The organism is Mesorhizobium sp. M2A.F.Ca.ET.067.02.1.1 (assembly GCF_004023285.1).
Lineage (GTDB): Bacteria > Pseudomonadota > Alphaproteobacteria > Rhizobiales > Rhizobiaceae > Mesorhizobium.
The window spans coordinates 1-6,646 of record NZ_RZSB01000305.1; the positions used below are offsets into that span (position 1 = coordinate 1).

Consider the following 6,646-nt stretch of genomic DNA (forward strand, 5'->3'; position numbering starts at 1 on the left):
TCATAGGCCGGCGCTGCCCCTCACCTGCCTGCCGGCATCCTCTCCCCGTATAGTGACGGGGAGAGGGGACGCTCTCGCCGGCGATTTCGCCAATCGCGTACGCTGCGAGGAGGAAGGCCGCTACTCCCCCACCAACTCCCGCAGCGCCATGCGCCTGTAGGCCTCAACCAACCTGTCACCCTCCTCCCGATCGACCGAGATCGCCAGTCGCACGGCCGCCTCGCCCATCTGCCAGACGAGGAAGGCCGTCGTCTCCAGTTCGACCGGATCGGCATCGGACCTCAGCCGCTTCAGCACCGCGACCAAAAATTCGGCATTGGCTCGGCTGTCGGCGAGCTCGAGCGAGCGCAGGGCCTTGTCGACCTGCGTGCCCGACCAGACGTCGCGTATAACCGGCTCGGCCAGGAACAGCTGATAGTAGATGTCGACCAGCTCTGAAAACGCCTGCTTCAGTCCTTCGGCGTCCCTGACATCTTTCAGCGCCGCCGAGATGCAGGCCTGGCTCTCGGCGGTGTAGCGCTCGGCCAGCGCCCAGACGATCGCCCGCTTGTCCGGAAAGAACTGGTAGAGCGAGCCGATCGACACCCCTGCCCGCTCCGCCACCTCGCCCATCCGCATCGCATCGCTGCCCTGCTCGGCAATCAGCGCCGAGGCGGCGGCAAGCATGCGCTCGACCCGCTCGCGGCTGCGCTGCTGGCTCGGCGACCGGCGCGGCGAGCCGATGATGGCCTGATCCGGCTTGGCGGTGACTTTCTCGTCCATGGCTTCCTCCAGGCGATTCTCCAACACCAGCTTGACTTACAAAATACGAGGGTTTATCACGTTTTGCAAATGTGAGGATTTATCACATTTGCAGACCAACCGACATCTGGAGCCAACTGAGATGATGAAACTTCTCCCCACCCTCACCTTCATCGCCGCGATCGGCTCCGGCGTGGTCGGCGGCGTGTTCTTCGCCTTTTCCAATTTCGTCATGGCGGCACTCGCGCGGCTGCCCGTCCCAAGCGGCATCGCGGCGATGAATTCGATCAATGTCACGGTGATCACGCCGACCTTCATGACGGCGCTGTTCGGCACCGGCGTCATCTGCCTGGTGTTGATTGCCGCCGCTCTCTTCGGCTGGAGCCAGTCGGGCTCATACTGGCTGCTTGCCGGCGCGGTGATCTATTTCGTCGGCAACCCGATCGTGACCATGGTCATCAACGTTCCGCTCAACGACGCTTTAGCCGCCGTCGATCCGCAGAGCGCCAACGGCGCCGCCGTCTGGGCGAACCATCTGAGCCAATGGGTGATGTGGAACCACGTCCGCACCGTCACCGCTATCGTGTCGATGGCCTGCTTCATCATGGCTTTGATCTGAGATACGCGGCCGCAATGCTAAAGACCCCGCCTCAGGCGGGGTCGGTCTTCTTGTGGGTTTTGCGGTCAGCATGGCCGAGATCCCGATCCGGATCGATGACGTCGCGGACCAGCTGCTTCAGCTTCGCCGCATCCGGAAAGCCGCCGTCGCGCTTACGGTCCCAGATCAGCTGATCGTTGCAGGAAATGGTGAAGATGCCGCCGGTGCCCGGCACCAGCGTCACCTCGCCGAGATCGGTGCCGAAGGTGGAAAGCAGCTCCTGCGCCATCCAGCCGGCACGCAACAGCCATTGGCATTGCGTGCAATAGGTGATGCGGATGACGGGAAGCGGCTTGTCGGTCATACGAGATTGAGCTTCGCTCATATCGGATCGCGTTGCCGGTCAGGCCGCGCTGAGCTTGGCCATCGTCTCGTCGTCGACCTCGAAATTGGCGTAGACGCTCTGCACGTCGTCGTCATCCTCGAGGGTGGCGACCAGCTTCATCAGCGACTGCGCCCGCTCTTCGTCGACCGGGACGTTGTTCTGCGGCTGCCAGATCGCCTTGACCGATTCAGCCTCGCCGAGCGCCGCTTCTAGCGATTTCGACACGTCGCCGAGACTTTCGAAGCTGCAATAGATGGTGTGGCCTTCCTCGTCGGACTCGACATCGTCGGCGCCGGCCTCGATCGCGGCTTCCATCACCTTGTCGGCGCTGCCGGCCGAAGCCGGATAGTAGATTTCGCCGACGCGGTTCCACATGAAGGACACCGAGCCGGTTTCGCCGAGCGCCCCGCCGGCCTTGGTGAAGGCGGCGCGCACATTGGATGCCGAGCGATTGCGGTTGTCGGTCAGCGCCTCGACGATCAGCGCCACGCCGCCCGGGCCATAGCCCTCGTAGCGCACGGCTTCGTAGTTCTCGCCGTCGCCCGCGGAAGCCTTGTTGATGGCGCGCTGGATGTTGTCCTTCGGCATCGACACGGCCTTGGCGTTCTGCACCGCAAGGCGAAGCCTCGGGTTCATCGCCGGGTCCGGCGTGCCGGTCTTGGCCGCGACAGTGATTTCGCGCGCCAGCTTGGAAAACATTTTCGACCGCACCGCGTCCTGACGGCCCTTGCGGTGCATGATGTTCTTAAATTGCGAATGGCCAGCCATGGCACCCCTGTCGTGTTCGGCTAGAGCACCGCGGAGCGAAATGGGATCACCTCGCCATCCGCAAATTGCTCGAATTCAAATTTTCAGAACGCTCCAGGCATGCCTGCGAAGGCACACGGCGCTCTCTGTCGGAATGGCCGGCTTATAGATAAATCGGCTCAATTCGTCCAGACGCGCCGTAACTCCGGCGCCGGAGAGGCCGCTCAGCTCTCAAGGTCGGACTTCAGCCGGTCGAGAATGCTGATCGCATGGCCGGCATACTGGCTGATCCAGCGATCGTGGATCTGCTTGATCGGCAAGGCATTGAGATGGTTCCAACGCTCGCGTCCCTCGCGCCTCGCAATCACCAGGTCGGCCTCCTCCAGCACTTTCAGATGCATCATCACCGTGCAGCGGTCCATGTCCGGGAACGCCTCGCAAAGCGCGCCGGTGGTCTGCGGCTGATCCTTCAGGCGATCCAGCAATTCGCGCCGGCGCGGATGCGCCAAGGCCTTGAAAACATGGTCGTCCGCGGTTTGGCTTGACATGTTATGTTTTTATAACATATTGTTCCACTGAGCAAGGAAGGAGCTGTGGATATGTCCCTTGGATTCAGGATTTCCGGGCGCATCGGCAAACCGGTCGCCGAGGTCTTCGACGCCGTCGTCAACCCGACGAAGCTCAGCGGGTATTTTACGACGCTTGGCGGCGCCGCGGCGCCGCTGGTCCCCGGCACCACGGTCACATGGTGGAAGACCGTGCCCGTCGAGGTCGATGAAGTGGTGCCCAACGAGCGCATCGTGCTGCGCTGGGATGGCGGCGGCCCCGGCGTTGTACCGGCTTACAAGACCACGATCGAAATGAGCTTCGAAGCCCTGGATGACGGTGGCACCTTCGTCACCATTGCCGAAAGCGGATGGCGCGAGGACGAGGCCGGCCGCAAATCATCCTACGGCAATTGCGAGGGCTGGTCGCAGATGCTGTCATGCATGAAAGCTTACGTGGAGTACGGCATCAATCTGCGTGAAGGGTTCTACCCCAGCGAAATGCGCGGTGAACTGCCGACGTCGGAAAGCAAATGATCCTGCGGCGGGAGCGACAGCCGCACGCTGCCGCCCTCGTTGCCACCATCAATGCCCGCCGCCCGACCCCTGCTTCTTGCGATTCCGCGCCAGCATGTTGAGACCCTCGACCAGCGCCGAAAAGCCCATGGCGGCGTAGATGTAGCCCTTCGGCACGTGATAGCCCATGCCGTCGGCGATCAGCGTCATGCCGATCATCAGCAGGAAGCCCAGCGCCAGCATGACGATGGAGGGGTTCCTGGCGATGAAATTGGCAAGCGGCGTCGCCGCCAGCATCATGACGCTCACCGCCACGATCACGGCGATATACATGATGGCGATCTCGTCGGTCATGCCGACGGCGGTGATGATGGAATCGATCGAGAAGACGAGGTCCAGCAGCAGGATCTGGAAGATGGCGCCGGCAAGGCTCAGCTGCAGCGTACCCACCATCGTGTCCTGATGATCCTGCGGGTCGACAGTGTGATGGATTTCCCTGGTCGCCTTCCAGACCAGGAACAGGCCGCCGGCGATCAGGATCAGGTCGCGCCAGGAAAATCCGTGGCCGAAGGCGGTGAACACCGGCGTCGTCAGCTGCACGATGATCGAGATCGTGGCGAGCAGGATGAGGCGCATGACCAGCGCCGCCGAGATGCCCAGCCGGCGGGCGCGGGCGCGCTGCGCTTCCGGCAGCTTGTTGGTAAGGATCGAGATGAAGATCAGATTGTCGATGCCGAGCACGATCTCGAGCACCACCAGTGTCAAAAGCGCAACCCAGGCGGTCGGGTCGGAAACAAAGGCAAAGTGCGGCGCCAGGAATTCGACAAGCTGCATGGAGGTCGTCCCCTCTACGATCTAGAGCAGTTTCGTCGCCAGTTAGGCACTGACCTCGCCTATATCAATGTCACGACCAGAAAGACGGCGCCGTTTCTTCCAGCCGAGGCCCGCGACGAAACGGCGCGATCCTTTCCGCAAGCCCGGTGCGGTCGGAAATATCGACGCCGACGCCGCAGAGAGTCGCCGGTCCAGTCGCCGCTTCGAAGCGCCCCTTCGGCACCTTGGAAAGAAACCGGTTGAGCGGCTCTTCCTTGTCCATGCCCAGCGAGGAATCGTAATCGCCGCACATGCCGGCGTCCGAGATATAGGCGGTGCCACCGTTGAGGATCTGATGATCGGCGGTCGGCTGATGCGTATGCGTTCCGACCACGAGGCTGGCGCGGCCGTCGACGAAATGCGCGAAGCACATCTTCTCCGAGGTCGCCTCGGCATGGAAATCGACGATCGCCGCATCGGCCTGCTCGCCGAGCGGACAGGCGGCCAACTCCCGCTCGCCGGCCTGGAACGGATCGTCCAGCTCCGGATGCATGAAGACGCGGCCCATGATGTTGGCGACCAGCACGCGCGCGCCGTTGCGGGCGATATAGACGCCAGAGCCGCGCCCGGGCGTGCCCTTGGGAAAATTGGAGGGCCGCAGGAAGCGCTCCTCGCGCGGCGCGAAGATCAACGCGTCGCGCTGGTCCCAGACATGGTTGCCGGTGGTGACGACATCCGCGCCGGCAGCGAGCGTCTCGCGAAAGATCTCCTCGGTGATGCCGAAGCCGCCGGCGGCATTCTCGCCATTGACGATGACGAAGTCGAGCCTGAAGTCGGAGATCAGCCCCGGCAGCTGTTCCCATACCGCCGTGCGTCCTGTTTTGCCAACCATGTCGCCAAGAAAGAGAAGTCTCATGCGGCGCTACGCGTACCGAGCGCCCGCGACACCGTTTCCGGCTCCTTGGCGATGACCTGCAAATAGGCCTGTGCCGCCTGATCCGGCTCGGTCCTGCCCTGCTCCCAGTCTCTAAGCGTGCCGAGCGGAATGCGATAGCGGATGGAAAATTCCTCCTGGGTAAGATGCAAAGCCCGACGGATCACCTTGACGCGCGCGACAGATGCCACTCCCGGCCGATCCGTGTCGAGCGGAGGATTGTCCTTGTCCGCCAAGGCGCCAGCCTCCGCCTCCGCGTCGCTCATGGCGCGCAGACGATCCCAATCGGATTCAGTCCCGGCGTGCTTGGTCATATGCTTTCTGCTCATGGCGCGTCGCCTTTCTGGCGGAGATCAGTCTTATTCGGTCGCCGCGCTCGGTGTAAACCACTGTCAGCACCAATCCATTGACGATACCGATGCCGATGAAGCGCTCCTCTTCGTAGTCCATGGAACGATCCGAATAATACTGGGCATGGATGTCGTCGAACAGGCGCTTGGCATCCGCAAATGCCACACCGTGCTTGGCAAGATTGCTTGCTGCTTTGTCGTCATCCCACTCGAACTCAAGCATTGCGGACTACTGGATTTCAGTAGTATTCGCCAGACGAACGCCAACGTCAAGCCGCACCATGGCGTCCTCGCAACCAGAAGAACCAGATGTAGAACAAGGTGAACCCACCGGTGACGGCGAGCAGCAGCAGCCCGCCGCGCCAGCCTTTCATCGCGGCCGTGTCGAGGCTCGATGGATCGGCAGGGTCATAGTAAAATTCTATCCTGTCGCCCTTGGCCGCCTTGTAGAGACCGATGTCTGCCGGACCATGTCATCGGCGCGTCATTGGCAACATAGCTGACGGCGACATTGATGCCATCCGTGGTGAGACCGTTCGCCCGCGTTTCGCTGTAGGCGCTGACATCCGTTACGGTGGCGAGTGTCCGCTGCCAGGCAGCCTGGTGATGCAAGGTAGTTCCTATGATGTGCAACGACATCGAGAACAGTATCGCCGCGATCAGCGCGAAGGGCATCAGCAAATAGCGTGCAAGAAGGAACACCACGATCCCCGTCAGCTCGATTATAGCTGCAGGAACATAATCCGACGTGTCTTTGAAACGCGTTAAGCGGGTCGCGATAGCTTAAGCGACATCGAAGCGGCGCAACCCGCTCTCGGTCAGTATTTCCGGAATGATGACGTCATGGTTCTCTTCCGGCACCCGCTCGACTTCCTGGCAATCGAACGCGATGCCGATCAGCCTGGGCATGATGCCCTTTTCGGCCAGCCTGGCGATGGCGCGGTCGTAATAGCCGGCGCCGTAGCCGATGCGGTGGCCGCGGCCGTCGAAGGCGGCGAGCGGCACCAGCATGAGCGT

At 62.2% G+C, this 6,646-nt stretch carries 12 protein-coding genes; 2 read left to right on the forward strand and 10 right to left on the reverse strand.

What is annotated here, in order from left to right; genetic code table 11:
• Positions 1-120 precede the first annotated feature (120 nt).
• Positions 121-762 carry a TetR/AcrR family transcriptional regulator gene (locus tag EOA28_RS20120; RefSeq protein WP_127249617.1) on the reverse strand — a complete coding sequence of 214 codons (642 nt, stop codon included), beginning with the start codon at positions 760-762 and terminating at the stop codon, positions 121-123.
• Between the two features lie 121 nt (positions 763-883).
• Here EOA28_RS20120 and EOA28_RS20125 point away from each other — a divergent pair, with 121 nt between their 5' ends.
• Positions 884-1,360, forward strand: a complete 477-nt coding sequence (locus tag EOA28_RS20125) for a DUF1772 domain-containing protein (RefSeq protein WP_127249618.1) — start codon at positions 884-886, stop codon at positions 1,358-1,360.
• A gap of 31 nt (positions 1,361-1,391) precedes the next feature.
• On the opposite strand, the gene EOA28_RS20130 is transcribed toward EOA28_RS20125, so the two are convergent.
• The 3 genes from EOA28_RS20130 to EOA28_RS20140 form a co-directional block, all read right to left on the reverse strand.
• On the reverse strand, positions 1,392-1,703 hold the full coding sequence (locus tag EOA28_RS20130) for a SelT/SelW/SelH family protein (RefSeq protein WP_126080728.1): 312 nt from the start codon (positions 1,701-1,703) through the stop codon (positions 1,392-1,394).
• A 39-nt stretch (positions 1,704-1,742) separates the two neighbouring features.
• Positions 1,743-2,492, reverse strand: coding sequence for a YebC/PmpR family DNA-binding transcriptional regulator (locus EOA28_RS20135; protein WP_127249619.1), 750 nt, complete (start codon positions 2,490-2,492; stop codon positions 1,743-1,745).
• A gap of 203 nt (positions 2,493-2,695) precedes the next feature.
• A complete protein-coding gene (locus EOA28_RS20140; protein WP_127249620.1) occupies positions 2,696-3,019 on the reverse strand; it encodes a helix-turn-helix domain-containing protein in 324 nt (107 codons plus the stop codon).
• Between the two features lie 51 nt (positions 3,020-3,070).
• Between EOA28_RS20140 and EOA28_RS20145 the strand changes: the two genes are divergently transcribed.
• The gene (locus EOA28_RS20145; RefSeq protein WP_127249621.1) at positions 3,071-3,553 is read left to right on the forward strand and encodes an SRPBCC domain-containing protein; all 483 of its coding nucleotides are present in this window, start codon (positions 3,071-3,073) and stop codon (positions 3,551-3,553) included.
• A 48-nt stretch (positions 3,554-3,601) separates the two neighbouring features.
• On the opposite strand, the gene EOA28_RS20150 is transcribed toward EOA28_RS20145, so the two are convergent.
• The 6 genes from EOA28_RS20150 to EOA28_RS20175 all read right to left on the reverse strand — a co-directional run.
• On the reverse strand, positions 3,602-4,366 hold the full coding sequence (locus EOA28_RS20150) for a TerC family protein (RefSeq protein ID WP_127249622.1): 765 nt from the start codon (positions 4,364-4,366) through the stop codon (positions 3,602-3,604).
• Between the two features lie 70 nt (positions 4,367-4,436).
• Positions 4,437-5,261, reverse strand: coding sequence for a YmdB family metallophosphoesterase (locus EOA28_RS20155; protein WP_127249623.1), 825 nt, complete (start codon positions 5,259-5,261; stop codon positions 4,437-4,439).
• A complete protein-coding gene (locus EOA28_RS20160; protein WP_127249653.1) occupies positions 5,258-5,545 on the reverse strand; it encodes a transcriptional regulator in 288 nt (95 codons plus the stop codon). Before EOA28_RS20160 ends, EOA28_RS20155 begins: the two co-directional genes overlap by 4 nt.
• Before the next feature lie 25 nt (positions 5,546-5,570).
• A complete protein-coding gene (locus tag EOA28_RS20165; RefSeq protein ID WP_127249624.1) occupies positions 5,571-5,852 on the reverse strand; it encodes a BrnT family toxin in 282 nt (93 codons plus the stop codon).
• Positions 5,853-6,037: 185 nt separating this feature from the next.
• Positions 6,038-6,331: a hypothetical protein gene (locus tag EOA28_RS20170; protein WP_128315204.1), complete on the reverse strand. Its 294-nt coding sequence runs from the start codon at positions 6,329-6,331 to the stop codon at positions 6,038-6,040.
• 81 nt (positions 6,332-6,412) lie between these two features.
• Positions 6,413-6,646 (reverse strand): 5-formyltetrahydrofolate cyclo-ligase (locus EOA28_RS20175; RefSeq protein WP_281060910.1); only part of this gene is annotated, 234 nt, incomplete at its 5' end.

Bases quoted from the DNA above. Each gene is read 5' to 3' on its own strand.
- EOA28_RS20145 (WP_127249621.1), top strand. From the start codon at position 3,071: ATGTCCCTTGGATTCAGGATTTCCGGGCGCATCGGCAAACCGGTCGCC.
- EOA28_RS20140 (WP_127249620.1), bottom strand. From the start codon at position 3,019: ATGTCAAGCCAAACCGCGGACGACCATGTTTTCAAGGCCTTGGCGCAT.
- EOA28_RS20125 (WP_127249618.1), top strand. From the start codon at position 884: ATGATGAAACTTCTCCCCACCCTCACCTTCATCGCCGCGATCGGCTCC.
- EOA28_RS20135 (WP_127249619.1), bottom strand. From the start codon at position 2,492: ATGGCTGGCCATTCGCAATTTAAGAACATCATGCACCGCAAGGGCCGT.
- EOA28_RS20165 (WP_127249624.1), bottom strand. From the start codon at position 5,852: ATGCTTGAGTTCGAGTGGGATGACGACAAAGCAGCAAGCAATCTTGCC.
- EOA28_RS20130 (WP_126080728.1), bottom strand. From the start codon at position 1,703: ATGACCGACAAGCCGCTTCCCGTCATCCGCATCACCTATTGCACGCAA.
- EOA28_RS20150 (WP_127249622.1), bottom strand. From the start codon at position 4,366: ATGCAGCTTGTCGAATTCCTGGCGCCGCACTTTGCCTTTGTTTCCGAC.
- EOA28_RS20120 (WP_127249617.1), bottom strand. From the start codon at position 762: ATGGACGAGAAAGTCACCGCCAAGCCGGATCAGGCCATCATCGGCTCG.
- EOA28_RS20160 (WP_127249653.1), bottom strand. From the start codon at position 5,545: ATGAGCGACGCGGAGGCGGAGGCTGGCGCCTTGGCGGACAAGGACAAT.
- EOA28_RS20155 (WP_127249623.1), bottom strand. From the start codon at position 5,261: ATGAGACTTCTCTTTCTTGGCGACATGGTTGGCAAAACAGGACGCACG.